This is a genomic window from Nocardia barduliensis (assembly GCF_013315795.1).
Taxonomy (GTDB): Bacteria; Actinomycetota; Actinomycetes; order Mycobacteriales; family Mycobacteriaceae; genus Nocardia; species Nocardia barduliensis.
In genome coordinates this window covers 1-26,371 of sequence record NZ_JABLTE010000103.1, presented here as the reverse complement: position 1 = coordinate 26,371, position 26,371 = coordinate 1, and the positions used below count along the sequence as shown (strand labels likewise).

Genomic DNA, 26,371 nt, shown 5'->3' with positions numbered 1-26,371 from the left:
CCCTGCCACTCAGCATATTTCGCGAACGCTGACGGCCCGGCGAAGCCGTGTGGGCGGCGGTACCCTGGGGGCCGAATCGGCGCCCGGGGGCCGCGTGCGTGAAACGCCGCACATGTTGACATCGACTGCTGTTGACTACATATGATGTCAATACATCGCTCAGCCTCGCTCGCTGCGTCGGCACCCGGACAGCTGGAGGCGTGCGGGCACTCCACCACTTCAGCGACGAACGCGGCAAGGGAGCTACCGATGAGGGCCAAACCACCCGCGCTGGGATATCTCCGCAAGGACGTCTCAGGTGTGTCCCAGGACTGGGACGAAGCGCAGATGCGGAGTTTGGCGAAACGCCTGGGCTATGAGTTGTGCAAGACCGTGACCTTCGGCGCGGGTACCGACGCGCCGGTGGACCGTCTGGTCGACGCGGCCCGCAATTTCGGTGTCGACGCGGTCATCGTCCCCGGGCTGCAGCACTTCGGCAATGCCGTGCCCGGTGAACTCGTAGAGGTCTGCGACCTGATCACGGTCACGCCCCAGCAGACGTATTCCCGCTCAGCACTCTCCCGGATCTGGGCGTAGCCCGTCCCGGCGGACTCGCCCGAAGCGCGCCCGGCGCCCGGACAGCCGCTCCGCCAGACCATTTCGCGCACCGGCCACTCGGCTACGATCGAGCCCCGTGGCTGACACAGCAGTGTGGGCGGGGCAGCCGTCCCTCGAGGACGCCGATACCGGGCAGCGCGCGAATCCCAGGGATCGCGTGCGTCTGATCGCGGTGGTCACCGGACTGATCGGCGCCTTGCTCGCCGTTGCCGTGCCGTTCCTACCCGTCCGGATGGACACCGCGACCATTACCTGGCCCGAGGCCGGGATCGCGAACAGCGTGGCGGCGCCGCTGGTGTCGTACGCGCCCATCCGGCTCACAGCACATGTTCCCCACGCCGCACTGACCACTCTGGCCGACACCGGAGGCGTCGCCTTCTCGACGGTGCCACGGCAGTCAGCGGACATGGAGCGGTACGGATTCGTCGTCAAGGTCGTTGCGGATACCTCCGATCGGCCTGGGCGAGTCGACGTGGTCTCGCGCAGCACCCTGCTCTGGTCCGCGTCCTTGGAGTCGGTCCGTGGACAGGCCGGCGCGCTGGTGATCGAGGTGTCGCCAGGGCAGGCCACGGTCGCGGGCATGGGCGATCCCGGCAGTGTGACCGATGCCGATGTGCGTCCCCAGGTCGTCGGGGTCTTCACCGATCTGACCGGGGCGGCGCCGGAGGGAATGCGGGTGGATATCGCCGTCGATTCCCGGTTCTCGACCTCGCCGACTCTGCTGAAGCTGACCGCGATCGTGCTGTGCCTGCTCGTGACAGCTGCCTCGTTGCTGGCATTGCACCGGCTGGACCGCATGGACGGCCGTTTCTCGCGGCGATTTCTGCCGGCCCGGTGGTGGCGGCTCCGTCCTGCCGATGGTGTGGTCTTCGCGGTCTTGCTGCTGTGGCATTTCATCGGAGCCAACACCTCCGATGACGGTTACATCCTCGGAATGGCCCGCGGTTCGCGCAGCTCCGGGTACATGTCGAACTACTACCGTTGGTTCAGCGTCGACGAGGGGCCGTTCTACACGCCCTACACCGACGTGATCGCATGGATGTCGCACCTGTCGACGGCGAGTGCGTGGGTGCGGTTGCCGACGCTCGCGGTCGCGGTGATCACCTGGTGGGTCGTCAGCCGCGAGGTCATTCCCCGCCTCGGTGTCGCTGTGCGCGACGACAAGGTCGTGACCTGGACCGCCGCGCTGATGTTCCTGGCGTTCTGGTTGCCCTACAACAACGGGCTGCGTGCCGAGCCCTTCGTCGCGGCGGGCGTCGTGCTCACCTGGGTTTCGATCGAGCGAGCGATCGCGACCCGTCGACTGTTGCCCGTGGCGGCGGCGATCGTCATCGCCGCGCTGACCTTGACCGTGGCGCCGTCGGGCCTGATCTGCGTCGGCGCCCTGCTGGCGGGAGCGCGCGGCCTCGTCGCGGTGGTCGTACAGCGTGCCCGCCGCGTCGGCTACCTGCCGCAGCTGTTGCCGCTGTTCGCTTCCGGCGCGGTGGTTCTGGCGGTCGTCTTCGCGGACCGGACACTCGCCGCCGTGATCGAGATGTCCTACGTCCACGGGCGTATCGGTCCCGGTGAGTCCTGGTTCCTCGAGTTCCTGCGTTACCAATATCTGCTGCAGTTGAACTCCGACGGGTGGCTCTCCCGGCGTTTCGGCATGTTCGTGATGGTGCTGGGGTTGGTCGTGTGCGTGGTCACCATGCTGCGGCGTGGCGGACACATCCCTGGGACCTCCATCGGGCCGTCCCGGCGTCTCGTGGGCATCACCGTCGCCGCGATGGGGCTGTTGATGTTCTCGCCGACCAAATGGACCCACCAGTTCGGCGTCTTCGCCGGGCTTGCCGCCTGCGTCGCGGCGCTCACCGCTGTCGCCATCAGTCCCGGCGTCATGCGGCCGCTGCGCAATCGCGCGCTGTTCGCCGCCGCCGTCTTCTTCGCGCTGGCTTTGACTTTTGTCGGCGCGAACGGCTACTGGTATGTGTCCGCCTGGGGAATTCCCTGGTGGGACAAGCCGCCGACCATCGCGAGTATGGGTTTGTCCAGCGTCGCTGCCGGATTGTCATTCCTCGCGCTGGCCGCCGCGGCGTGGTTCCATATCCGACCGCAAGCCGTGCCGCAGGGTGATTCGATCGTTGCCCGCTCGGCCCGGATTCCGGTATTGGCGGTGGTCGCGGCAGCGATCGTGTTGTTCCTGGTCGGCTCCTTCGTCAAAGCCGCAGTGGCGCAGTACCCTTCCTATTCGGTCGCCAAATCCAACCTGTCCACGGCCTATTCCGGAGGCTGCGGCATGGCGGACGACGTGCTCGTGGAGACCGATCCCGATTCCTCGATGCTGCCTCCGATCTCCGGTGACGTCAGCACAGCGCTGGCAGGCGACCACCTCGCCGGGTTCAGCCCGAACGGCGTGGCGCCGGTCCTCACCTCCGACGAGGTCGAATCCACCACCGGCCGGGCGAATTCGGTTTCCGACGACCGGGACGAACTTCGCGACGCCGCCAGATCAGCCGGATCGGAATCGGACACCTCGAGCGGCAGCGGAATCAACGGCAGTAGCGTCGCCCTGCCTTTCGGCCTCGATCCTGCCACGACTCCCGTGCTCGGCAGCTACCGTGATGGGCCTCAGACGCCGGCCGCCCTGACCACCGGGTGGTATCGGCTGCCCGCCGTCGTCGGCGGGAGTCGCGGTCAGATCATCGCGATCGCCGTAGCCGGTCGGATCCGTTCGGTCGATTCCGACGGAATCGCGCACCCGGGACAGATGCTCGAACTCGAATACGGCCGCAGCGAACCCGACGACAGCGTCACCCCTATGGGCCGCCTGCTGCCGATCGACATCGGCCCATCTCCTCTGTGGCGCAACTTGCGTGTGCCACTCGACCACCTTCCCGCCGAGGCCGACGTCGTCCGGCTCGTCGCCGAGGACAAGGCCCTCGACAAAGATCAGTGGCTCGCCGTGACGCCACCCCGGGTCCCGAAAACCAGAACACTGAACTCCGTCGTGGGCTCGACAACCCCGGTCCTGCTCGACTGGGCGGTCGGGCTGCATTTCCCGTGCCAGAACCACCTGCCCACCCGCGCCGGGGTCGCCAGCCTTCCCGAATACCGGATCCTGCCCGACCGCAACGGCGCGACGATCACCAACCTCTGGCAAGGCCACGACGGCGGCGGTCCGCTCGGCTGGACCCAGCTCCTGTTCACCGCCCGCAGCCTGCCGTCCTATCTGAACAACGACTGGGACCGCGATTGGGGCTCGATCGAACAGTTCATCCCGCAGGACCCCGATGCCCGCCCTGCCCGGGTCGGGGTCGAACGCGTCCAACGCTGGGGCACGTGGACGCCCGGGCACATCATCACGTCGTACTAGCGGAGCGACATCCGCGTGCTGCGATCGTCGGCGCGGACCGGTTGGTTGCGCGCACCGGCATGCCTGGGCGGAGGGCTGTGCAGCGGATCGGTCGCCGCGGCGGACCCCCTACCGGCTGAACCCCGCATCGGCCGCGCCGGTGGTGAGCGCGTCCATGCCGAATGCGGCGACCGGGCCGAGTGCACCGGTGGCGAGGAGGCCGCCGTTCAGTGCGGTCTGGGCGCCCCAGGCGAGGATGGCGGCGGTGAAGTCGTAGGGGTCGACCCCGGTCAGTGTCACCGAGGCCAGGGTGTGGCCGGTGTCGTCGAATGTCTCGGCGACTGCCCAGGAACGAGTGCGGGCCCGCTTCGCTTGGTCGGGGCCGCCGGTCGAGCCCTGCACGACGCGTTCCAGCACGCCCTCGGCCAGCCGCTTCACCGGCTCCACTCGGGCGACGGCGCCGGTGAGCAACGAGCCGGCTTGCAGGCCGCGGGCGGCCGCGGGCGGCAGGCCGAGGAAGACGTCGGCCTCACGCAGCCGCGGGTAGGCGCGGCTCAGCGCGAGATGTTCCGATCCGGGAATCGACACTCCCGTTCGCGGGCGGCCCGCGACGTCGAAGGTGCGGATTCGTGATCCGGTCCGCTCCGGCACGACCCGGCCGCCGCGGAGGGCGAAACCGCGTTCGAACAGCATCCCGGCCATGGACGCGCGGGTGCCGCCGCTGGTGCCGGGGCCGGCGATGAAGTAGCCGATATCCGCGCGAACGGCGTCCGGCGCTTCGCGCAAGGCGAGACCGGCCGCCAGATTGCCGGGCACGAAATCGAACCCGAACGCGGTCAGCAGGGCGACTCCCGCCTTGCGCGCCTCGTCGTCGCGGTCGAACACCGTGCGGATGAACGGTCCCTCGCCGGTGGAGTCGAAGTAGTGCGCGCCCGCCGCGACGGCCGCTGCCAGCGCGGGCCCGCCGTAGCGCAGGAACGGCCCGACCGTAGTCACCAGCACGTCGCCCCGGCCCAGGAGCGCCCGCACCGAGTCGGGGTCGGTCACGTCGGCGACCGCGGTCTCCGCGCCGCCGAGGTCGGCGGCCAGTTTCTCGAGCGCGGTGGCACTGCGCGCGGCCAGTACGGGCGCCGCGCCGCGGGCGAGCAGTGCTTCGGCGGTCAGGCGGCCGGTGTATCCGGTGGCGCCGAACACCACGATCTTCGGCATTTGCAGTCACCTGTTTTCTGTTCGCGGATGGACAGTGCGGATTCTCGGTCGCACCGCAGCGAGTGCGATGTCCCCGGATCGAGATCATGACAGGCGCGGCAAGCCCGCGCCGCGCGGTGGTCGGCCGGGAAGCGAGGACTGTGGGCGTTTTCCCGTGTTCGTCCCCGCCTCTCGATCGGGTTGCCGAAGGGGCGACCAGCGGCGAAGCAGATCGGCCGCGCCCGACATGGGCTCACGGGCACTGTAGTGGTACCGGCGAAAGGTCGCAGATCAGGCGACAGCCGGCTCGGTGACCGGGTCCGGCTGTCCGGCACCGGATTTCGGCATGCGGGCGGCGAAGCCGACCAGGCCCGCGAGGACCGCCACCGCGGCCGTCACGTACCACCCGCGCCGGAACGCGTCGAGTGTCGCCTCCGGACCGTCGGGTGTGCCGAGTACCGCGACCAGGACCGCGACGCCGACCGCGAGGCCGATCTGGCGCGCCATGCTCAACACGGCCGACCCGGTCGCGAACCGCTGCGGCGGCAGTCCGCTGGTGCCCGCCGCGAAGGCGGTGGGCAAGGTGAGACCGACGCCGATGCCACTGATCAGCATGCCGCCGAGCAGGCCGCCGACGTAGTCGGGCGTCAGGGTGATCGCGCGCGCCCACCACAGCATGCCCGCGCCGAAGACGATCCCGCCCGCGGCGATCACCGGCCCGGCCCCGATCCGCCCGATCAGCCGACCCGCCAGGACGGCGATCAGCGGCACCATCAGCGGGCCCGGCGCGATGGCCAGACCGGTGCGCAATGCCGACCAGTCCCACACGTTCTGCGCCCACAGCACCACCGACAGCAGCATCGCGCCGAAGGCGACGTTGAACAAGACGGCGTTGCCGGTCATCCAGTTGAAATTGGGAGCGCGCAGTAGCGCCGGGTCCACCACCGGGCTGTGGTGACGGGCCGAGGAGACGACGAACGCGGCGGTCAGGATCGCCGCCACCGCGAACGCGGTCAGCACGCCCGCCGAGGACCACCCCCAGTCCTCGCCCTTGACCAGGCCGAGCACCAGCCCCGCGATTGCGCCGACCAGGGCCGCCGCTCCGGCCAGATCGGGCAGCCGCCCGCCGTCGCCCGGCGGATCGGGCAGCACCCGCACGCCGACGATCACGGCGAACAGGCCGATCGGTACGTTCACCAGAAACACCCAGCGCCACCCGAATTCGACGAGCAGACCGCCGAGCACGGGACCGAGCGCCGCGCCGAGCCCGCCGAAGGCGACCCACAGCCGGACCGCAGCGGCGCGCCGCTGCGGCGGGCTGGCGGCCAGTACCAGGCCGAGTGAGGCGGGCGTGAGCAGCGCCCCGCCCACGGCCTGGACGACGCGGAACACAACCAGCGACCCGGTATCCCACGCCGTCGCGCACAGCGCCGATCCGGCGACGAACACCACCAGCCCGAGCAGGAAGGTGGTGCGGATGCTGCGGCGGTCGCCGAGTCGTCCTGCCGGGACCAGCAGGGCGGCGAACACGATCGCGTAGGCGTTGAGCACCCAGGACAGTGCGGAGATCCGCGCTTCGCCGAAATCGGCGGCCAGGTCCGGCAGGGCGACGTTGACGATGAACAGGTCCAGGCTCGACAGCAGGACGCCGATCGAGACGACGGCGAGCACGAGCCGGAAGTCGGCGGCCCGGTTCGGCGTCGTGGCGGGGGAATGCACGATCGTCTCCCTTTCAGCCGAGTACGCGGCGGGTCTGGCGGGCCGAGGCGAGCAGCAGGCCGCTCCGGTCCCAGATCGAGGTGTCGTCCACCGACCAGCCACCGCCGGTCGACGCGTTCACCGTGCGCACGAGCACCGGCAGGTTGCCGGTGGGTTCGGCGTGCAGGTGCATCGACAGCGTCACGGTGGGGATCGCGACGGGCGCGCGCAAGGTGGGGAAGATCGCTGGTGGCAAGGCGTCGGCGAGGATGGCGAGGGTCGCCGCATCGGCGGGCAGCTCGGGGACGAGTGCGATCCAGGCGCACATCATTCGTTCGCCCGCGCCGGTGAGCGGCAGTGGTCCGGCGGCGGGTCGGATGTCGAAATGAGCCCCTACCGGCACGATTTCGGGCGGGAGGGCGAACGGCGCACAGGATTCGGGAGCGGGTACCCGCGGGGCGGCGGCGCCCGCGTAGTCCTCGACGCCGGTGCCCACCGTGCGCCCGAGCGTGACCGACGCCGCCGCGATCGGGCGGCCGTCCTGCTCGGCGCGCACCTCCAGCGCGACGGTGCTGCGGCCGACGACGTGCTCGCTCGCGTGGAAGGTCAGCACACCGTCGGTGGGGCGGCCGGAGAACCGGAGGTCCAGTGCCCGCACCGGCAGCGGTTCGGTTGCCGCCGCCCGCGCGACCTCGACGAGCAGAGCCGCGATCACGCCGCCGTGTGGTCCGGTCCACCCTCGCCAGGACCGGTCGACCCGCGCGTGCCAACCGGCGCCGGTTCGGGTGATGGCGAATTCCTCGACGAGGGTCCGCCCAGTGAGTTGCTTCATGCAACGCACCATAGGGTAGTGAGTTTTATCAAGCAACTGACTATGCTGACGGAATGCGCAGGACGAGCTTCGAGGACATGAACTGTTCGCTGGCCCAGTGCCTCGAGGTGGTCGGGGAGTGGTGGACGCTGCTGATCGTGCGCGACGCCCTGTTCGGCGTGACGCGCTTCGACGACTTCCGCGCCCGCCTCGGCATCGCCCGCAACGTGCTCACTCAGCGTCTCGACCATCTGGTCCGGCACGGGGTGCTGACCAGGGAGCCCTACCAGGACAATCCGATGCGCTACGACTACCGGCTCACCCCGAAAGGGCGCTCGCTGTGGCTGGTCGTCACCGCGATGCGGCAGTGGGGCGACGAATGGGCCGCACCGGACGGTCCGCCGGTGCAGACGAGGCACACCGGTTGCGGGCACCTCGCGACCGTCGAGCCGGTGTGCTCCCACTGCGGTGCGCACCTCGCGCCGCGCGACCTGCGTCCGATTCTCGGGCCCGGCGCCAAAGACCCTTCCCTGCTCCCGGCCCGCTGAGGCAGCGGCTACGCCCGCTCCACGACCGGAGTCGCACGGCGTTAGGCTGCGGCGGTGGCGGACGGGCGAATGCGGCAGTTGATCGACACGGTGGCGTGGGTGCGCATCGAGGAGGGCCGGATCCTCTGCGCCAGACCACGCGGCAAGGACGTCTTCTACATTCCCGGCGGCAAGCGCGAAGGCGGTGAGACCGATCTGCAGACCCTGCTGCGCGAGATCGAGGAGGAGCTCACCGTCGCGCTGCTGCCGGAGACCGCCGCGCACGTCGGCACCTACGAGGCGGTGCACGGCCCGGCGGACGGCGCGGTGGTGCGGATGAGTTGCTACACCGCCGACTACCGCGGCACCCTGGCCGCCAGCAGTGAGATCGAGGAAGTCGCGTGGTTCCGCTATGCCGACCGCGGCCTCGTCCCGCCGGTCGACCAATTGCTGTTCGACGATCTGGTGCACGCGGGCCTGCTGCGGTGAATCGCGGGCCGAACAGCGCTACCGTCGGCGATATGTCGTGGTTTCGGGCACTCCTGCGCTATGCGGCCTACGCGCTGCGCGCACTGCCGCTGGCCGTGCGGCGAATTCCGACCCGGCTGCGCGTGCCGCGGCGAATGCTCGGTGAATCGGTTCTGCCGCACAAGTTCTCGGCGGCGCGATCGGTGTCGCACTCCGTGCTCAGTGGCGCTGTCGGCCTGCTGAGCTGGTTCACGGCGTTCCTGGCGGTCGTCGCCGCGTTCCGGGGCATCTGCTATCCGCTCGTCGCGGGCGACGATCTCGCCGGCTCCTGGGGCGGGCCCACGTTGGCAGGCGCATGGGCGGTGCACGCGGCGCTCGGCATCGGCTTGCTGCCGGTCTGGCTGCTGATCCTGGCCGGACTCGGCGCGTTCCAGTTGCGGCTCATCCGCGGTCTGCTCGGCCGCAACGGGCCGTGGTGGCCCGCGCCGGTCGCGGTGGCGCTGGCCGCGGGCGGCGCGCTGTTGCTGCGCGCGTGGCTGCGGCAGGTGTGAGGCGAAACTGTCGGTCCCGAGGTCATCTGCCACTTGCTCGCGGGTGCGCCCGGATCGTTTCTGCTCGGCGTGGACGGTGCTGAGCAACATATTGCTCGATGGACCACGCTGACGGCGAAATCTGTTGGTAAACAGCGTATTCGGGATCTTGCGCGCATCGGGGCGCAGCGTCGAATATCGCGCTATGGAACCAAGCTTGCGGCTGCTCGTCGCTTCACCGCTGGGTCAGATCATCGCTCCGACGCTGTCGCAGGCTTTTCCGGCATCGAATGTCTGCGTGGCCGGGGACGGCGATGCCGTCCGCGGCGAGGTGGTCGGGCGTTTCCGCTTCGATGTCGTGATCTGTGACCTGATCTGGAATCATCCGGAGTCGGAGTATCGCTTCGATGGGCTGGACGTTCTCGACCTGCTGCGCGACAGCAACCGTCACACCGCGGTTCTGCTCGCGGCTCAGGGCCACAGCATGGAGCGTGACCACCTGGACGAGGCGCGGGATCGGTCGGCGGAGATCGCCGAGTTCTACGACAAATCCTCGGGCGTGCCCGCGTTGCTCGAGGCGGTTCGACGGGCGGCCACCGGCGGGTGTACGCCCCTGTCGCCGCCAGGGGAGGGGCCACCGTCGCTGTGCACGCTCTTCGGCGACCCGCATGGCCGGACCGCCGCACGACTCGCCGGTGCGATCGCCGCCGGATCGGCATGGGACTACCCCTCGCTGGCGCGAGCGGCCAAAGTGGGCGGACACACCGCGAACAAGGCGACGAACGCCTTCATCGGACCCATAATTCGCGAACGAGGTGAGTTGCCCGACGATACGCCGCTGACCCAGGGCGCGATATTCCGCTGGTGCGGCGAGCACGCGCACTATCTGATCAGCTGGTGCCGACGCAACGGGCACGCGGATGTGCTCGGCCCGCGATTCGTATGACGCTGTCCGCGCCGCACCGGTGACGGCTGCTCGAGCGTCGCGGCAAGATCTTGCCCGGCATGCGAAGAATCGGCAGCTACTTGCCGATTGCCACGAGGTGCGGTCAATCTCGCCATCCGTGCTCCGATAACGGTTTTTCCAGCATTTCTCGTGCTTCCATCGAAGTGTGCCTGCCGGTAACTGTTGGCATTCCCACACCTACGTTGGAGTACTCCATGTTCCATGAGTCCCTGCGCTCCGGGCGCTTTCGTGGCGCGGCGCTCGCGACCATTCTCTCCGCGCTGCTGTTCGGTGCGGTGCTGCCCGCTACCGCGCACGCGGAGGCTCGATACCCCGTGGCGTGGACCAAAATCGGGATCTACCCGCAAAGCGCTCCGTCCATGGGGTCGGGTCAGATCGGAAAGGCGCTGCCCGACGGCGCCGTGGTGACGATCGTGTGCGAGCAACGGGGGCAGTCGGTGTCGAACGGCGCCAACACGACCGATATCTGGGAGCGACTCGACACGGGCGCGTGGTTGCCGAACGCCTTCGTCAAAACCGGTGTCGACGGCTGGACGCCGGGTGTCCCCAGGTGCGACGAGCTCGCGAAGAAGGCGCCCGCGAACACCCAGGATCGCTCGGCCGACCGAGCCGAGGTCGACAAGGCGACTCGCTCGGTCTGCGGTGACTACGTGGCCTCGTTCAAGTGGATCGAACGCGGCGGCGTCGAATCGCTGAGCGTGGTGCCGACCGACTGCGGACGCCTGACCGCGTTCGTCAACAAGCAGGCATCCTTCGACGAGCTGTACCACAAGGTTCGCGCCAACTGGGCCGACAATCTGTACTGGAGCATGCACAATCAGTGGACTTGCCATGCGGACTGGGCGCCGCCCTACCTCAAGAACGAATGGAACCTGGAGAAGGCGCGGCCCAACGTCGGCTATTGGAACACCGTGTTCAAGGGTTGCAATCCGTAGAAAGGTCCGGTCCGTCGTGTTGCTGCTTCCGGTGATGCTGGTTCTCGCGGGAGCCGCGGGTTTCGTTCTGCTTCGCGGCCCCCGGGCCCGGCTTCCCCGAATCTGGAGCCGGGCCTTGGCGGTCGCGGGATCGGCGTCGGTCTGCCTCGGTGCGGCGCTCCTCTACAACTCCGCGATCGAAGCCGACGAGCGCGGGGTGTCGGCTTCGGAGACGATGCTGTGGTGGGAGTACGCCGTGTTCGTCGCTGGACTCGTGTGCACGGTGTCGGCGTGCTTCGTCGCGCTGCTGTGGCGACGGCGATGAGCGTGGGGATCTCCTGCGCGAATCACCCGGCGCACAGCTCGTATCGGGGAACTCCGGGCAGGTAGCGCTGCCATTCCGTCGGGGTCAAGGGCATGCTTCCGCTGCGGCACAGATCGGTGGCGACCTGCTCGGCATCGGTGGCCCACAGCCGTACCACCTTGTCCGGCCCGGCCGCGAGCAGGAGATCGCCCCGCAGACCGTAGACGGCGTCGTTGACTCTGCCGGTGTAGGCGCTGAGCACAGCGGATCGTCGTGGCCGGCGCGGATCGGAGATATCCCACACCCAGATACCGTTGTCGCTGGCGCCGCCGACGAGGCGGGTGCCGTCCGGACTGAAGTTGACGCTGATGATCGCGTCGGCGGCGCCGGAGAGCGTGGACAGCGGTCGCGGCGCGGCCGGTTCGGAGACATCGAAGAGCTGCACGGTGTGGTCCATGCTGCCCGCGGCGAGGACCTGGGCCGTTGGACCGAATGCGACGGTGGTCAGGTCGTTGGTGAATCCGGACAGCCTCGGCAGCTCGACCAGGCGGGTGCGATCGCGAATGTCCCAGCGGCGCACCGAGTCGTCGGAGGTGGCGACCGCGAGGTTCGCTCCCGCGCTGTCGATGGCCACGATGCCGGGCAGTCCGGGTCCCGCGTCGAGGTCGGCCAGCCGCCGCGGCGCGGCGGGTTCGGTAGTGTCCCACACGGTCACGACGGGATCGTCCTGGCCCGCGACCACCAGCATCGTGGCGTCCGGGGAATACGTCAGGCTGGCGACGATTCCGTTGACGGCGGTTATCGTCGATCTCAGACGGGGATGCCACGGATCGCGGATGTCCCAGAGCAGCACGCGGCCGTTCCTGGTCGCGACCGCGGCCGAGGAGCCGTCGAGCGACAGCGACACCGCGCCGCAGGTCTTTTCGTCCGGTCCCACCGGGAGTGCCGGGTATTCGACAGGGGCGGCCGGGTCGCGGACGTTCCACAGGTGGGCGCTGCCGTCGCCTGCGCCCGCGCCCACCAGCACGAGTTCGCCCGTGCGATCGATCGGCGTCTGGTAGACGACGCTCTGGGCGCCGCGCAGGATCGGGCCGGGCAACGGCCAGATCCGGACCGCGCCGTCCAGGCCACCGGTGATCACCGCACGTCCGTGCAGGGCGAATCGAACCGAGACCACGATGACCGGATTGGGCAGTTCCATCTCCAGCTGTCCCGAGTCCAGCCGCCATATCCGGGTCTTGTTGTCCGAGCTGCCCGCGGCCAGCCGGTTGCCGTCCGGACTGAACGCCACGTCGTTGACGTAACTGGTGAATCCGCGCAGCGGCGGTTGCGCGACCGGGCGCGCCGGATCGCGCACATCCCAGCGGCGAACCTCGTTGGCACGGCCGGGGGCGGCCAGAACGGTCCCGTCCGGACCGAATCTCAGTGCGTGCGCCTGCGCCGTCGACCCGTCGGGACCGACGTCGGCCAGCAGCGAGGGCGATGCGCCGTTGTTCGCCCAAATGCGCAGGGAGCCCGCGAGTCCGGCAGCGGCGACGAAGCGGCCGTTCGGGCTGAACGCGACCACCGGCGCACCCGCGGGCAGTTCGAGCGCGCCCAGCGGCACGGGGGCACGCGGATCGGTGATGTCCCAGCGGGCGATGGCGGACGCGGCAGTGCCCGCGGCGAGCGAACGCCCGTCGGCGCTCATGGCGAGGTTGCGATACACCGCTGCCGCGCCACCCAGGGTGGACCGGCGCACCGGCGCCGCGGGATCGCTGAGATCCCAGAGATCGATGTGGTCGTTGAACGATGCGGCCAGCAGTGATCCGCTCGCGGTCATCGAGATGGCGGCGAGTACGTCGCCGGTCTTCGCCGCGGCGATGTGACCGGCCCGCTGCGCCGTGCCGCCCGGGACCAGCCGCAGTATGTCGATGGAGGAGTCGCTCCTGCCGACGGCGAGGACGCCTCCTGCCTCGTCGGTGGCGACGAGCGCGCCGCCGTCGGGGCCGAGCAGACGGTTCGGGGTGTGCACCGCGGAGCTGTCCAGCAGGGCCGAACGCGCCTCGAGGGTCGGCTCGAGCCGGAACGCGGCGAGCGCGAGCTGCGCCGACAGGGCGGGGTCTGTGCCGCGCAGCCGTTCCGCCTGCGCGGCGATCTGCCGCGACATCGCCTCGTCACGCGCCTGCGCGGCGTTGGAGCGCGCGACCAGCGCCACGACGGTCAGCACGATCGCCGCGACCAGGGCGATCGCCAGGCCAACCACCATCTCCTGCAGGATGCGGGTGCGGCGGCGTTCCCGTGCGCGCACCTCGGCCTGGTGCGCCACGCTCGCGGCGATGTACTCCCGCTCGCTCTGGTTGAGATCGCGATCGTGGCCGTCGGTGCTCGCCCAGTCCTGGACGAATTCCAGCCTGGCCGGGCCGAGCAGCAGGCTGGGGTCGTGGTCGTTGTCCAGCCAGACGTGGGTGGCCTCGGTCAATCGGCGGTGCACCGTGAGGGTTTCGCGATCCTGGTTCACCCACCGCGTCATCCGCGACCACGCGCCGACCAGCGCCTCGTGGGTGATCTCGACGGTTTCCTCCTCGACCGTCAGCAGCCGGTGCGTGGCGAATCGCTCGATCACGACGTTGACGTCCGACACCGAGTCGTCGTCGAAGAACAGCTCAGGGCGCTGCACCCGCCGCCGGGTGATCGCCTCCTCGTCGACGTTGAGCAGCCGCAGGAACGTACGGCGCGCGATCTGCCGTTGCGGCTCGGTGAGTCCGCGGAACACCGTCTCGGCGGTCTGCTCGACCGCGCCGGCGATGCCGCCGACCGCGTTGTAATCCGCCACCGTCATCCGCCGCCGGGTGGAGCGCTGCCAGGTCTCGAGCAGCGCGTGCGACAGCAGCGGAAGCGCGCCGGTGTCATGGGCGGCCGTCGATCCGCGCGGCGCGAGCTCGACCACGAGCAGCTGCACGAGCTCGTCTTCGACCGTCCAATTGGCCTTGCGGGCCGGTTCGACGATCGCCTCCCGCAGCGCGTCCTTGGTCAGCGGGCCGACCAGCACCGACTGGTGGGCCAGCGCGTCGTGCAGGACCGGGTGCTCGGCCGCATGGTGGTAGAAGTCGGCTCGTAACCCCAGCACGTAGACCGGCTCCGGTACGGCGGCGGCGAGCGCCGCGAGGAATTCGGCGCGCTCGGCGGGGTCCGGGCACAAAGTCCAGGTCTCTTCGAACTGATCGATGATCACGACCTGCGCCGCCTCCGCCGCCGCGAGCGCACGAGCAGGATGGGCACCGGGCGTGCACACCGACACCGTGCCGCCCGCCTCCCGCAGCGCGGGCAGGAGCCCGGCACGCAACAGCGACGACTTCCCGGAGCCCGAAGCCCCGATCACGACGAGAATGCGCTGTGGCGACCCGGCGAGCGCCGCGATGCGCTGTCGAAGCTCCCGCGTCAATTCGGTACGCCCGAACAGCCATTCGGCGTCGTCCGGTTGAAAGGCCTCCAGGCCGAGGTAGGGGATCGGGCCCTGGTGGCGTTTGCGGCCGGTGGTCGGGCGGACCTGCCGGACGGCGGCCAGCCACCGCTGCTGCTCCTGCGCGTCGGCAACGCCGCACGCGGCGAGCACATCACGGAACATCCGCTCGTTCTGCTCGGTGGGCACATGATGACCGGCGAACCATCCGCTAACGGTGCCGTGCAGACAACCCGAGCGTTCGACCACCTGCCGTACGGTGAGCCCCGCGTCGGTACGCAGGCGCCGGAACGCGACCGCGAATTCCTCCCGATTGGAGACCGGCAGCGGATCCGGCCCCCGTCCTCCCCCGTGTGCCATGGGGGGATTCTATCGGCAGCGCGGTGCTGCCGCCGCGTGTCGTACGGACCTTGTATTGACTACTTTCTTCCGCGTCAACGCAGTTCAGACGATCTTCTCAGCTCGCTGATCACCGATGCCGACCGTGGCAGGCGTGGCGGCGGGTGGGAAGGAATCAACGAATATGTCCACTCCACTGCTGGTACCCGTCGACTCCGCTGCTGGATTCGACCGGGCACTGGACGTCTTCCACCGCGCGGCACGCCAGGTGCCCGCCTACGGCGAGTTCCTCGCACGGCATGGGATCGACCCGGCAAACATCCGGACGTCGGCGGAATTCGCCACTGTGCCGCCGATGACGAAAGAGAACTACTTGCGGCACTACCCGCTCGAGACGCTGCTGTGGCACGGCGACGTCACCCAGGCGGGCACCTGGTCGTGCAGCTCCGGTTCCTCCGGCGCGCCGACCTATTGGCCGCGCGACCTCGTCGCCCACGAGGAAGCGATCGAACTCTACAGCCGGATGTTCCGCAGGCACTTCCAGACCCATCGGCGCTCGACGCTGCTGGTGATCTGCTTCGCCATGGGCAACTGGATCGGCGGCACCTACACCTACACGGCGGCACTGGCGTTGCGCGGCCGTGGACACAAGCTCTCGGTCATCACCCCGGGTATCGAACTCGACACGATCCTGGCGAATATCGCCGAGCTGGGTCCGCGCTACGACCAGGTCGTCGTCGCCGGATATCCGCCGTTCGTCAAAGACGTGCTCGACCATGCGCCCGAGCAGGTACTCCGGCAGGATCTGCGCGTGCTGCTCGCGGGTGAGGCCATCACCGAGCAGTGGCGCGACTACGTGCTCGAACGGATCGGCAAAGCCGGCCGCCCCGAGGACATCTGCGCCGTCTACGGCACGGCCGACGCGGGCATCATGGGGTGCGAGACCCCGACCACCATCGCGGTCCGGCGAGCGGCGCAGCGCGATCCCGCCCTGCGGGAAGCGTTGTTCGGCGCCGGGCAGCACCAGCCCACCTTCGTGGAGTACGACGCCGACTTGCGATTCACCGAGGTGGACGCGGAGGGACGGTTCCTGTTCTCCGCGGACACGGCGCTTCCGCTGGTGCGCTATCGGATCAACGACGTCGGCGAGGTCATGTCCGCGGACCGCCTCGCGGACACGCTGCGCGAGCACGGCCACCGGTTGCCGGTCGTCACCTCGACGGACTCCTGCGGCTTCCTGACGCTGCACCGGCGAACCGACGTCGCGGCATCGTTCTACGCACTGGAGATCTACCCGGAGAACATTCGCGCCGCCCTGGAGGACCCGGTGTTCGCCCGCACGGTGAGCGGCAAGTTCGTGCTGGCGGTCGAACACGACGACCGATTCGAGCAGACCCTGCACTTGCGTGTGGAGCTGCGCGAGGGCGCCTGCCCGGCAGACGCGTTCGGGCCGATGCTGCAAGCCGGAGTCACCCGGGCGCTGCGGCGCACCAATGACGAGTACCGCCGCCTGCACGCGACGCTCGGCGCCGCTGCCGAACCGGTGATCAGTCTGCATCGCTTCGGCAGCGCGGGCTTCGAGGCCGGCATCAAGCACCGCTGGACGCAGGTGCGGGCATGATCGAGATCCTGCATCCGGTCGCCGATCGCGGGCGCATCGCCGAATTGCTCGCGCCCCGATCGGGATACCGCTTCGTCGATTGCTGGGCCAGCGCATTGCCGGAACTGGCCGTCATCGATCGCCCCGAGTTCGCCGCCGGGACCGCGGCGGCCGAACGCGCCCTGGAAAGCTATATGGCCTCGGCGCTGGATGACGGTTCGGTCGACCGGATCAGTCGCTTCGTCGTCTATCCGTGGCGCGCGACCGTCGTCAAACTTCCCGATTCGGAGCACTTCTGGCGTCTTCGCACCGCCCGCAACCGGCACTTGCTCACCGGTGACGAGCAGGAGGCATGGGCGCGGGCCTCGATCGGCGTCGCGGGGCTGAGCGTCGGCGCTTCGGCATTGGCCGTGTGCGCGCTGACCGGCGCTCGCCGTTTCCGCCTCGCCGAACGCGACACCCTCGGATGCAGCAATCTGAATCGGCTGCAGGGATCGGTGTGCGACGTGGGCGAGCCGAAACTCACCCTCGCGCGGCGCCGCACCTTGGAGTTGGATCCGTACTGCGAGATCGAGGGTTTCCCGGCCGGCTACCAGCCCGAGACGGCCGCGCGGTATCTCGGAGCGCCGGGCCCCGGGGAGCGGCTGTCGGTGGTGATCGAGGAGATGGACGACTTCGCGATGAAGGTCGACATCCGGCGCAGGGCCCGTGCGGCGGGCATCCCGGTGCTGATGGTGACCGACCACGGGGACAACGCCTTCCTCGACGTGGAACGCTACGACCTCCAACCGGACTATCCGCTGTTCCACGGACAGGCGGGCGACCTGACCGAACTCTCGGCGGACGAGCTGCGTGATCCGCGCCGCCGGATCGAGCTGGCCGTCGCGATCGTCGGCAGCCGGATCACCCCCCGAACGCGCTATTCGCTCACCCAGGTAGGGCGCAGCCTGGCTTCCTGGCCGCAGCTGGGCACCGCGGTGTCGCTGGCCGGGGCGCTGGCCGGCGTGGCAGCGCGATCGATCGTCTGCGGCAAGGAGTTGCCTTCCGGGCGGTACCGCCTGGATCTGGACGACTCGTTGTTCGGCGCCCAGGACAGTGCCCAGCACGGCTGGAACGAGTTGGGGGAGGACGAGTTCCTGGCTGAACTCGAGTTGGGCTAGCAGCGCTCACTGGTCGGTCGCCGGCTCGTCCGGCGACCGATACATCGGCCTCAGGACGTCGGCGTGACCGTTTCTGCGGCACCAGCTGGTCAAGTACCGAGCGTGCAGGCCGCACCATCGGTAGACGGCGCCCAAGGTCATCGGCAATCCGGTTTCGTGCTCGCCGCGCTGCACGATGATCGGACCGAGATAGGTGCTGGTCACCTTGTTCGCGGTGTTCACGCCGACCTGGGCCGCACGAGCAAGGGACTGTGCGTCCGAAGCGCGGCCCGCGGCGATCGCTCCCGCGAGCCGTCCCGCCGTGGAGCCGCGCTGACCGCTGAAGAAGGAATAGAGCGGCGTGCTGGACACCGGCGCCGCGTCGACGCCCGCCTTCGCGCCGACCGCGGCGGACCGGATGGCCGAGAGCAAGGCTTCGACGCCGGCGGACTTCGCGCACACGCCGGCGACCTCGGGACGCAAGCGGGCCTCATCCAGCAGGTCCTGTTCCATGCTGTGGCCCTGGGTCGCCATCAGGACCGGTGCCAGCCGGTTGACTTTCGCCAGCATGTTCACGACATCGAGACCGTCGAAGGAGAATTCCAAAGCCGGATTGTTCCAGACCAGATCGGCCACCACGACATCGAAAACGAAGGTCGCGGTGATCGCCTCCTGCACCGTGCGCCGGTCCGGCGCGACGATCACCACCGCGTCCTGCAAAGCCTGCGTCAAAGCAGGAGCGATGACCTTCCCGAGTGGAGAGGCGATCAGGATCCTCATCCCCGTTCCCATGCGCCAATCTTCATATGGGACAGGATGTCCGGGCAAGACGAACGGGCAGCGAACCGAAAGGTCTGCCCGAGCAGGCAATTACGCGACCGCCCGGTCTGGATCAGGTGGTCGCGTGCGCCCGCTGAGCCCGCTGGATGAGGTGCTCGACGAGAGTGAGCAGGACGTCTTTGCAAGAACTGCGGTCGCGAGCGTCGCAGAGCATGACGGGGGTGACCGAGTCGAGGTCGAGGGCGTCGCGTACCTCATCGATGGTGTAGCGCGGTGCGCCGTCGAAGCAGTTGACTCCGACCATGAACGGCAACCCGCGCCGTTCGAAGAAGTCCACGGCGGCGAAGGAATTGCCCAGCCTGCGGGTGTCGGCGAGGACGACGGCGCCGAGCGCGCCGCGCGCCAGTTCGTCCCATAGGAACCAGAACCGGTCCTGGCCGGGCGTGCCGAACAGGTAGAGCACCAGGTCGCGGTCGATGGTGAGCCTGCCGAAGTCCAGCGCGACCGTGGTCGTGGACTTCTGCTCGACGCCCGAAAGGTCGTCGATGCCGGTGCTGACCTCGGTGATCAGCTCCTCGGTTCGCAATGGCGCGACTTCGCTTATCGCCGAGACCATCGTGGTCTTGCCGACGCCGAACCCGCCGGCGACGAGGATCTTGACCGACGCGGCCAGCTGCGGTGTGCCGCTGGGGTCAAAGTTTTCGGATTCCATCCAGTACCGCTCGCAATATGTTGAGGTCATCGGGTCCGGCCTCCGTCGGGACGGGAGCGCGGAAAATCAACTGCCCGTCACCGATCAGGTCGCCGACGAGGATCTTCGTCACCGCCAGCGGCAAGCGCAACTGTGCGGAGAGTTCGGCGACGGTCTGCGAGACCCGGCACAGCCGAAGGATATCGGTGTACTCGGGTTCGCTCCGCCGCAGCGTGGGCGCCGAAGTGTCGGCGATCACGGTGGTGAGCATATCCAGTTCCGGTCCGGCGCCGCCGGTGCGCCCGCGCGTGAGCGCGTACGGACGTACCAGCGGGCCGGCCGCCTCGTCGAACCAGGGCTCACGCGGGTGGATCATGGCAGGTTCTGCTCGGCATGTCCGACGAGGTCTTGGCGCGGGGTGGTGGACAGGTAGCTGCCGACGCGCTGGACGGTCAGGTTCATCTCGTAGGCCACCATGCCGAGGTTGGCGGACTCGGCGGCTTGCAGCGCCAGGCAGGCGTTGTCGCCCGCGGAGGTCACGAACAGCACCGCGCGGTCCAGCTCGATGACCGCCTGCCGGACGCCGCCGCCGTCGAACCGGTTGCCCGCACTGCGCGCCAATCCGTAGAGCGCCGAGGACATCGCGCCGAAGTGTTCGGCGTCCTCGCGGCTCATGCTGCTGGACCGGCCGAGTAGTAGCCCGTCGGTGGACAGCACCACCGCGTGGCGCACGCCGGCCAGCCGGTCGACGAGATCGTCGAGCAGCCAATTCAGATCACCTGCGGGAGAAGCGGACACCCCTAGCCTTCCTGTTCGTCGGGGATGATGGCGCGGCGGGCCTGTCTGGTCCCGTTCTCGATGGCGGACATCAGATCACGGGCCTGTTCGGCGGAGCGTTCAGGCTGCGCGGAGGCGGCCTGTTCCTGGGCCGGCTGCGCCAATTGCGGTGCGAGATTGGTCTGTCGATTGCGCCGGGGCAACGCCGGGCGGCCGTCGGGGCCCGCGTGCGTCGGCGCTTCGGTGTAGGGCCGAGGCGCGTAGCGCGGGGGCGCGGCGGGTTCGGCCGCCAGCGTCGCGACCGAGGACGTGGCGGTCTGCGCGGAGTCACCCGCATCCGGGGCGGTGACCGGCGCGGCGACGAGTCCGCGGCGGCTGCCGGGATCGGTGAGTTCCGCCGGACTTTGCGGCACACCCGAAGCACCCGCGACCACGGCGGACGGAATGATCACGATGGCCTTGATGCCGCCGTAGTCGGACTCCGACAGCCGCACCGAGATATTGTGGCGCGCGGCGAGCTGCGCGACCACGAACAGCCCCAGCCGGGAGTCGGCCGACAGCGCCGCCACCCCGAAATCCGGTGGATTGCGCAGCGTCTCGTTCATCCTGGACAGGTCGGCCTCGGACATGCCCATGCCCTGGTCGGCGATCTCGACCACGACACCTTTGCCGACCACGTTGCCTGCCACCTCCACCCGCGACTGCGGCGGGGAGAAGGAGGTCGCGTTGTCCACCAGCTCGGCGAGCAGGTGGATGAGGTCGGCGACCACCGTGCCGAGCACGTGGACATCGGGCAATCGCGTCACGCGGACCCGCGCGTAGTCGAGGGTCTCACCGACGGCGCTGCGCACCAGGTCGACCAGCGGGACCGGGTTGCGCCACTGCCTGCCCGGCTTGCCGCCGCCGAGGATGGTCAAATTCTCGGCGTTGCGCCGCTCGCGGGTGGCGAGGTGGTCGAGCCGGAACAGCGTGTCGAGCAGCACCGGATCTTCCTGGCGCTGCTCGGCTTCGTCGAGAATCTCCAGCTGCCGGTGCACCACGATCTGGCTGCGGTGGGCGATGTTCAGGAACACCGCTTTCACGCCCTCGCGGGTGCGGGCTTCGGCCACCGCAGCGGAGACGGCCGCGGAGTGCGCGTGCTGGAACGCCTTGGCCACCTGGCCGATCTCGTCGCTGCCGTAATCCAGGCTCGGGGATTCGGCGGCGGGATCGACGGCTTCGCCGTCGCGCAGCCTGCGCAACATATCGGGCAGTCGCTCGTCGGCCAGCGCGAGCGTTTCTCCGCGCAGCCGCTTGAGCCTGCGGATGACACGGTTGGCCAGGAGGACCGCGACGACGAGCACCAGAACGCCGACCAGCAGCATTCCGCCACCCATAACGGCGGATCTGGTCGCCGTCGCGGCGGCTTTGTCTTCGGCCGCCTGCTGGACATCCTTGTTGTACACCGTCCAGGCGTCGAGCAACCCGCGGCTGACCTCGGTCGCGGCGCGACGCCATTCGTCGGTGGTCAGCGGGAGCGCGGGCAAGCTCGATTGCCGTGTGCCGGTACTCGGATTCGCCGTGGCGGGCGATGCGGTCGCGACGCTGACGCGCTGCACGATGGCGTTCTCCATCGCGGTGAGCTGCTGCCAAGCGTTGCTGCTGAGCAGCGCCTGCAGGCGGTCTTTGATCGGGCCGTCCAGTTCGGCGATGAGCGTGGCGATTTCGGTGTGGTAGAAGCCGGTCTGGCGGGTGTACTCATCGATCGGGACGGGCGGGGGAGTGACGCCGTGGACGTAGACCGCGCCGAGGGCGTCGCTGCGCGCCATGGCCTCGCTCGCGTAGAACAGGCGGACGCCGGCCACGGTGCCCACGGCGCTTCCGCTGTCCGGCGCGGTCCGCACGGTGGACTTGGTGCCCGAGGGGATCGGGTCGAGCACCCGGTTGTAGAACATGTACGCGTCCGGGATGGGCAGTGCGCCCGCGTCGGCGGCGGAGCGCACCGCGGTCAGGCTCTGCGTCAACATGATCAGGTCGGCGTCGTCTTCGGTGATCTTCGACTCGTCGACGCTGCGCAGGTTCGCGGAGGCCGTGAGCAGGCGCCGCACCGCCGCGTCCACGCGCGTGCGAGCGGTGCCGAGCGCGGCGGCGAGGGTGCCGTCGCCGGAGAGCTGGGCGAGCGTCAGCTGGCGTTCTTCCTGGACCGCCTCCATGACCTCGCTGGTCACCGGGATGGCGTTCTGGCTCTCCGCGGCCCAGTCCTTGGCTTTGGTTCCCTCCGCTACCAGATAGCCCGCCGCGCCCAAACCGGCCAACAGCAGAGTCAGACTCGGAATGAGCGCGATAGCCAGAATCCGGGTACGGACCCCGAGCCTCGCTCTGAACATCGGCATAACGTAAACCACGAACCCGGCTATCCGGACGTCCGGTCCCGGTGAGTGGGACTGGATTTGACCAGAGCGGTCGTGTCGTGCCTCGCCGATGATCATGCCCCGGACACCGCACGGAGCTACCTGATATTCGGCACGGAATCCACTGTGGACGCCTCCGGCGGATATTCCGCGCACGGCGGGCGGCGCGGGGCGTAGATTGTGTGTATCTCGAAGTTACTCACAAGTAGGAGGCAACGATGCCCGCGCCGAAAGCCGATGTATTCGATCGCCTCAGCGCGCTGGCCGCGATCGAGGCGCCCGCGGACCGTCCGCGCAGGACGATCGCCGAGACGTTCAGCGGTGATCCGCTCGGCAGCGTGCCGGTGGGCACCGCGGCCGATGTCACGGCCGCCTTCGACCGGGCCCGGGTCGCGCAGCGGCGCTGGGCGGCGCGGCCGGTGTCCGAACGCGCGGCGGTGCTGAATCGCTACCGTGCGCTGGTGGTGGAGCACCGCGAGTTCCTGATGGACGTGGTGCAAGCCGAGACCGGCAAAGCGCGCTGGGCGGCCCAGGAAGAGATCATGGGCCTGATGTTCGCGGCCCGCTACTTCGCGAAGATCGCACCGGGCCTGCTCGGCGCTCGCCGGGTACCGGGCGCCTTCCCGGTGCTCAACCGCGCTTCCGTCCGGTACCAGCCGAAAGGCGTGGTCGGCGTCATCGCGCCGTGGAACTACCCGCTGCTGCTGTCGATCGGCGATTCCATTCCCGCGCTCATGGCGGGCAACGCCGTGGTGGTCAAGCCCGACAGCCAGACCCCGTTCTCCACGCTGGCCGGCGCCGAACTGCTGTACCGGGCGGGCCTGCCGCGTGAGCTGCTCGCGGTCGTCCCCGGACCGGGCGGCGTGGTCGGCACCGCGATCGTCGAGGCGTGCGACTACCTGATGTTCACCGGTTCCTCGGCGACCGGCCGCACCCTGGCCGAGCAGTGCGGCCGCAGGCTGATCGGCTTCTCCGCCGAACTCGGCGGCAAGAACCCGATGATCGTGGCCGCGGGCGCCGACCTGGACAAGGCCGCCAAGGCGGCCGTGCGCGCCTGCTTCTCCAATGCCGGGCAGCTGTGCATCTCGATCGAGCGGCTCTATGTCGAGCGCGCGGTGGCCGCGGACTTCACCGAGAAGTTCGTCGCCGCTGTGAACGCCGCGAAACTCGGCGCGGCCTACGACTATTCGGCCGATATCGGCAGCCTCATCTCCGAAACGCAACTGGAGACGGTGGCCAAGCACGTCGCGGACGCCACGTCGAAGGGCGCGAAAGTGCTCACCGGCGGCAAGGCGCGCCCGGATCTGGGTCCGCTGTTCTTCGAGCCGACCGTGCTGAGCGAAGTGACCGACGAGATGGAATGCGGTCGCGACGAAACCTTCGGCCCGCTGGTATCCCTCTACCCCGTCGACAGCGTCGACGAAGCCGTGCGTCTGGCCAACGACACCGACTACGGCCTCAACGCCTCGGTGTGGGCGGCGAGCAAATCCGAAGGCGAGCGGATCGCGCAGCGGCTGCACGCGGGCACGGTCTGTGTGGACGAAGGCTACGCGCCGGCCTGGGGCACCACCGCGGCCCCGATGGGCGGCATGGGCATTTCCGGGGTGGGGCGCCGCCACGGCCCGGACGGCCTGCTGAAGTTCACCGAACCGCAGTCGATCGTGGTCACCCGGTTCATGAATCTCGACCCGCCGAGGCTGTTCCCGAAGGGCAAGTGGCAGCCGTTCCTGATGACCGTCGCCCGCAGCCTGCGTTTCCTGCCGGGACGCTGACGCACGACGTCCGCCCGGGTGGTCGTGCCCACCCGGGCGGACGGTCCGCCGGTCGGCTCGTGCAGGGGTCACGCCAACCGGTCGGCTCCGGTGCGCGGCGGTCCTCCGGCCGCCAGCGCCGCTGCTTCGTCGTCGGTGAGCAGCCGTGTCCTGACGACGAAGCGCATGTTCTCCAGCGCGTCCGCGGCACAGCCGCCGGGCTCGTCGGCCACGTCCACGGTGAGGTGGGCGTGCTTCCAGTGCTCGTACTGCTCGCCGCTTATCCACAATTCGGTGTGCCAGGGAAGATTGCCCAGCAGGATGTCCGCGCCGTCGATCCGGGACTCCCGGATGGGCAGCCACCGCGGGCCGCCCCCGTCGCGGTGTGCGCCGGACTCGTGCAGCAGCACCGCTCCGTGCTGGTCGATCACGCGGCGCAGGACCGCCCGCGCGCGGTCGGTGATGTCCAGCCGATGCGTTCGATGCGCCGCCGCGCCGTCCGACCGGCGTGGACGACGTGGCCGGAGCCCGTCGGGTAGTCGGCGATCCCGGAGTCCCGCTCCCGGTCTGGTGTAGCTCATGATCCCTCGCAGATATCTCGGACCGACCCACTATGGTCCGCGGAGGTTGGTGCGAGGTTGGTGTGAAAGTGTCAGTCGCGCAACGCCGTATGCAGCCGAGCCGCCACCGTCGCGCGCCGCGGGTCGTCCGGCGGCAGCAGTCGCAACGCGTGCTCGTGCACCGCGATATCCCGGGGCGCCCGTTCGCCGAACGCCACAGCGTGCTCGGCGCGGTCGCCGGCGAGCACGGCCGTCCGCACCCCGACGTCGAGGTAGTCCCGCCACCGCAGCACGCCGGGCGCCTCCGAGCCGGGCAGCAGTGGTCCCCGATAGAGCCAGACCGCCGAGCTGGTGTCACCCGCGGTGATGGCGGCGAACAGCTCGACGGCGTCGCAGGCCACCGGACCGGTCAGCAGGTAACGGCGATTGCTGATCTCGCCGCCGATCGCGCGGCGCAGATGGGAGACGTCCGCCTTGAGCGTGCTGCTGGAAACCGCGCGGTCGCCGTACAGGTCGGCGTGCAGCTGCTCCGGCGTGAAGCCGTCCGGTTGCAGAGCCAGCAGTGCGAGGATCTCCAGCTGCCGAGGCGGCAGCGAAAGCGGCACACCGTCGCACCGCAGACGGGCCGCGCCGAGGCATTCCAGCCGGATCCCGGGTGTGGGCGCGGGCTCCGTGGTGCGCAGCATCGTCTCCACCGCGGTCACCAGCGCGCGCACCGAGGTCAGCACCGCGGGATGGGAGCGATCCCAAGAACTGGACAGATCCAGCGCGCCGACCTGCCTTCCGTCGGGTCCGTGAATCGGTGCGGAGTAGCAGACCCAGCCGTGCAGGGCGGCGACCAGGTGTTCGGCGGAGAACACCGAGGCGGCGCGGTCGGTGTGCAACGCGAGCGCCACTCCGGTGGTGCCCATGTGGCTTTCGTCCCAGCAGCCACCTGGCGCGAGGTTCACCCGCTCGGCCTGCCTGCGCAGCGCGCGGTCGCCGCAGGACCACAGGACGGTGCCCGCTGGATCGGTGACCACGGCCAGATACCCGGAGTCCTCGGTGACGGCTCGCAGCTCACCCGCGAGCGCCGTGACCGGTCCGCGCAGGGGGGACGCGGCCCATCGGTCGCCGATATCGTCCACGCCCGGCGCCTCGGTGGTGGCGGGATCGACCGTGTGCAGCGACCGCCGCCAGGATTGCGCTACTTCGTTGCGCAGCACGGTATGTCGGGGCGGAGAGACGGTGTGCGGAGCTGTCGCCCAGCGTTCCCATTCTCTTTGCAGGTCGCCCCGCTGTTGCGTGAAGGTGCGGAACTGCGCCACGTGAAGACCCGTCGTCGTGTGAGCTCATGATCGCTCTCTCATTCTGGCGGACGCCGACGGGGGTGGCGAGCGGTTCGAGCCCTACCGGCCGGTCGGGTGAGCTTTCGAGCGAAGTGCGGCACCACGCCTTAGAGGACGTCTTACGTGGTGAGTTTCTTGTAGCAGGTCAGCGCTGCGGCGAGTTGTAGAAATGCTGCGAAGAGGCGGCCGTGTCGTTCGTAGCGGATCGTCAAGCGCCGGTATCCGGTCAACCATGC

Annotated in this window: 22 protein-coding genes; 11 read left to right on the top strand and 11 right to left on the bottom strand. The window is 69.4% G+C overall.

The features are described 5' to 3' along the window. Positions 1-249: 249 nt before the first annotated feature. Positions 250-576, top strand: a complete 327-nt coding sequence (locus tag HOV91_RS31265; protein WP_174188908.1) for a hypothetical protein — start codon at positions 250-252, stop codon at positions 574-576. A gap of 97 nt (positions 577-673) precedes the next feature. Next, a complete protein-coding gene (locus HOV91_RS31260) occupies positions 674-3,952 on the top strand; it encodes an arabinosyltransferase domain-containing protein (RefSeq protein ID WP_312884830.1) in 3,279 nt (1,092 codons plus the stop codon). A 108-nt stretch (positions 3,953-4,060) separates the two neighbouring features. Here HOV91_RS31260 and HOV91_RS31255 read toward each other — a convergent pair whose 3' ends face one another. The 3 genes from HOV91_RS31255 to HOV91_RS31245 all read right to left on the bottom strand — a co-directional run bounded on the left by HOV91_RS31255 (position 4,061) and on the right by HOV91_RS31245 (position 7,649). Next, positions 4,061-5,140: a saccharopine dehydrogenase family protein gene (locus tag HOV91_RS31255; RefSeq protein ID WP_174188907.1), complete on the bottom strand. Its 1,080-nt coding sequence runs from the start codon at positions 5,138-5,140 to the stop codon at positions 4,061-4,063. A gap of 270 nt (positions 5,141-5,410) precedes the next feature. Then, positions 5,411-6,838 (bottom strand): MFS transporter, encoded by a 1,428-nt coding sequence (locus HOV91_RS31250; RefSeq protein WP_312884829.1) that lies wholly within the window; start codon positions 6,836-6,838, stop codon positions 5,411-5,413. A 13-nt stretch (positions 6,839-6,851) separates the two neighbouring features. Then, positions 6,852-7,649, bottom strand: a complete 798-nt coding sequence (locus HOV91_RS31245; RefSeq protein ID WP_174188905.1) for an acyl-CoA thioesterase — start codon at positions 7,647-7,649, stop codon at positions 6,852-6,854. A gap of 53 nt (positions 7,650-7,702) precedes the next feature. Between HOV91_RS31245 and HOV91_RS31240 the strand changes: the two genes are divergently transcribed. From HOV91_RS31240 to HOV91_RS31215, 6 genes are all read left to right on the top strand, one after another. Continuing rightward, positions 7,703-8,176, top strand: coding sequence for a winged helix-turn-helix transcriptional regulator (locus tag HOV91_RS31240; RefSeq protein WP_174188904.1), 474 nt, complete (start codon positions 7,703-7,705; stop codon positions 8,174-8,176). Positions 8,177-8,230: 54 nt separating this feature from the next. Then, positions 8,231-8,644 (top strand): NUDIX hydrolase, encoded by a 414-nt coding sequence (locus HOV91_RS31235; RefSeq protein ID WP_312884828.1) that lies wholly within the window; start codon positions 8,231-8,233, stop codon positions 8,642-8,644. A gap of 32 nt (positions 8,645-8,676) precedes the next feature. Then, on the top strand, positions 8,677-9,174 hold the full coding sequence (locus HOV91_RS31230) for a hypothetical protein (protein WP_174188903.1): 498 nt from the start codon (positions 8,677-8,679) through the stop codon (positions 9,172-9,174). 184 nt (positions 9,175-9,358) lie between these two features. Then, entirely contained in the window at positions 9,359-10,099 is a 741-nt protein-coding gene (locus HOV91_RS31225) for an MSMEG_1198 family transcriptional regulator (RefSeq protein ID WP_174188902.1), read from the top strand. A 215-nt stretch (positions 10,100-10,314) separates the two neighbouring features. Further along, on the top strand, positions 10,315-11,055 hold the full coding sequence (locus HOV91_RS31220) for a DUF2599 domain-containing protein (RefSeq protein ID WP_174188901.1): 741 nt from the start codon (positions 10,315-10,317) through the stop codon (positions 11,053-11,055). Positions 11,056-11,071: 16 nt separating this feature from the next. Next, a complete protein-coding gene (locus tag HOV91_RS31215) occupies positions 11,072-11,359 on the top strand; it encodes a hypothetical protein (protein WP_174188900.1) in 288 nt (95 codons plus the stop codon). Between the two features lie 22 nt (positions 11,360-11,381). On the opposite strand, the gene HOV91_RS31210 is transcribed toward HOV91_RS31215, so the two are convergent. Then, entirely contained in the window at positions 11,382-15,140 is a 3,759-nt protein-coding gene (locus HOV91_RS31210; RefSeq protein ID WP_174188899.1) for an nSTAND1 domain-containing NTPase, read from the bottom strand. A 163-nt stretch (positions 15,141-15,303) separates the two neighbouring features. Here HOV91_RS31210 and HOV91_RS31205 point away from each other — a divergent pair, with 163 nt between their 5' ends. Both HOV91_RS31205 and HOV91_RS31200 read left to right on the top strand, forming a co-directional pair. Beyond that, on the top strand, positions 15,304-16,740 hold the full coding sequence (locus HOV91_RS31205) for a phenylacetate--CoA ligase family protein (protein WP_174188898.1): 1,437 nt from the start codon (positions 15,304-15,306) through the stop codon (positions 16,738-16,740). Next, complete coding sequence (locus HOV91_RS31200; RefSeq protein ID WP_174188897.1) at positions 16,737-17,879, top strand: ThiF family adenylyltransferase; 1,143 nt, start codon at positions 16,737-16,739, stop codon at positions 17,877-17,879. The genes HOV91_RS31205 and HOV91_RS31200 overlap by 4 nt, the downstream gene beginning before the upstream one ends. A 6-nt stretch (positions 17,880-17,885) precedes the next feature. Here the strand turns inward: HOV91_RS31200 and HOV91_RS31195 are convergent, their stop codons facing one another. From HOV91_RS31195 to HOV91_RS31175, 5 genes are all read right to left on the bottom strand, one after another. Then, entirely contained in the window at positions 17,886-18,638 is a 753-nt protein-coding gene (locus HOV91_RS31195) for an MSMEG_1198 family transcriptional regulator (protein WP_246351209.1), read from the bottom strand. A gap of 112 nt (positions 18,639-18,750) precedes the next feature. Then, on the bottom strand, positions 18,751-19,350 hold the full coding sequence (locus tag HOV91_RS31190; RefSeq protein WP_174188909.1) for a GTP-binding protein: 600 nt from the start codon (positions 19,348-19,350) through the stop codon (positions 18,751-18,753). After that, positions 19,331-19,705, bottom strand: a complete 375-nt coding sequence (locus tag HOV91_RS31185) for a DUF742 domain-containing protein (RefSeq protein ID WP_174188895.1) — start codon at positions 19,703-19,705, stop codon at positions 19,331-19,333. Before HOV91_RS31185 ends, HOV91_RS31190 begins: the two co-directional genes overlap by 20 nt. Continuing rightward, the gene (locus HOV91_RS31180) at positions 19,702-20,127 is read right to left on the bottom strand and encodes a roadblock/LC7 domain-containing protein (protein ID WP_174188894.1); all 426 of its coding nucleotides are present in this window, start codon (positions 20,125-20,127) and stop codon (positions 19,702-19,704) included. Before HOV91_RS31180 ends, HOV91_RS31185 begins: the two co-directional genes overlap by 4 nt. Before the next feature lie 2 nt (positions 20,128-20,129). Then, complete coding sequence (locus HOV91_RS31175; protein ID WP_174188893.1) at positions 20,130-22,472, bottom strand: sensor histidine kinase; 2,343 nt, start codon at positions 22,470-22,472, stop codon at positions 20,130-20,132. A 242-nt stretch (positions 22,473-22,714) separates the two neighbouring features. Here HOV91_RS31175 and HOV91_RS31170 point away from each other — a divergent pair, with 242 nt between their 5' ends. Next, positions 22,715-24,268: a succinic semialdehyde dehydrogenase gene (locus HOV91_RS31170; RefSeq protein WP_174188892.1), complete on the top strand. Its 1,554-nt coding sequence runs from the start codon at positions 22,715-22,717 to the stop codon at positions 24,266-24,268. Between the two features lie 68 nt (positions 24,269-24,336). Here HOV91_RS31170 and HOV91_RS31165 read toward each other — a convergent pair whose 3' ends face one another. Together HOV91_RS31165 and HOV91_RS31160 are read right to left on the bottom strand one after the other, a co-directional pair. Then, the gene (locus HOV91_RS31165) at positions 24,337-24,828 is read right to left on the bottom strand and encodes a DUF779 domain-containing protein (protein WP_174188891.1); all 492 of its coding nucleotides are present in this window, start codon (positions 24,826-24,828) and stop codon (positions 24,337-24,339) included. Positions 24,829-24,899: 71 nt separating this feature from the next. Then, positions 24,900-26,114: an AfsR/SARP family transcriptional regulator gene (locus HOV91_RS31160; protein ID WP_174188890.1), complete on the bottom strand. Its 1,215-nt coding sequence runs from the start codon at positions 26,112-26,114 to the stop codon at positions 24,900-24,902. Between the last annotated feature and the right edge of the window lie 257 nt (positions 26,115-26,371).